At 65.7% G+C, this 533-nt stretch carries 1 pseudogene; it reads right to left on the bottom strand.

Features of this window, described 5'->3' with window-relative positions:
- Positions 1 to 164 precede the first annotated feature (164 nt).
- A pseudogene (locus Q7C21_RS22885) lies at positions 165 to 533 on the bottom strand (alginate biosynthesis protein AlgK); the annotation flags it as partial.

Here is a 533-nt window from a genome sequence, read left to right as displayed (position 1 = left end):
CATGCCCAGTTTCGACAGGCTGAAACGCTTGCCTGTAGCTGCTGCCGCAGGCTGCGCCCGGTCGCGCAGCGGCCGCGATTGGCGGGGGCTGGTGTGGCGAGCGCTTTGCGCTCGATCGCAGCCTGCGGCAGCGGCTACAGGAGGTGTATTGAGTGGGGGGAGCGTCATAGGGTTTCCTCGCCGTCTTCTTGCAGGGCGTGCAGTTGCAGCGCGTTCTGGCTCAAGGCCCCACGCACGGCCTGCTCTTGTTGCAGCAGGCGTTGGGCTTCGGCGCGCTGTGCAGGCGGCAATTGGCTTTCCAGTTGTTGCGCCAGCTCGTTGGCCTGCGGTGTGTCCTGGACCTTCGCCAGTTGGCTGAAGACGTAGGCGTTGACTGGGTTGGGCTGGGTGCCGCGGCCCTGGGAGAACAACTGGGCAATGGCGAAGTCGGCGCTGTTCTGGCCGTTGCGCGCGGCGGTCAGCAGGTGGTCCAGGGCCTTTTGTGGGTAGACCTGGCCCAGGTAGCCACGACGGTAGATCTGGCCGAGGTAGTA

It is taken from the genome of Pantoea sp. ANP04, assembly GCF_041982285.1.
GTDB classification, from domain to species: domain Bacteria; phylum Pseudomonadota; class Gammaproteobacteria; order Enterobacterales; family Enterobacteriaceae; genus Pantoea; species Pantoea eucalypti.
This window is presented reverse-complemented; position numbering and strand designations above follow the sequence as displayed.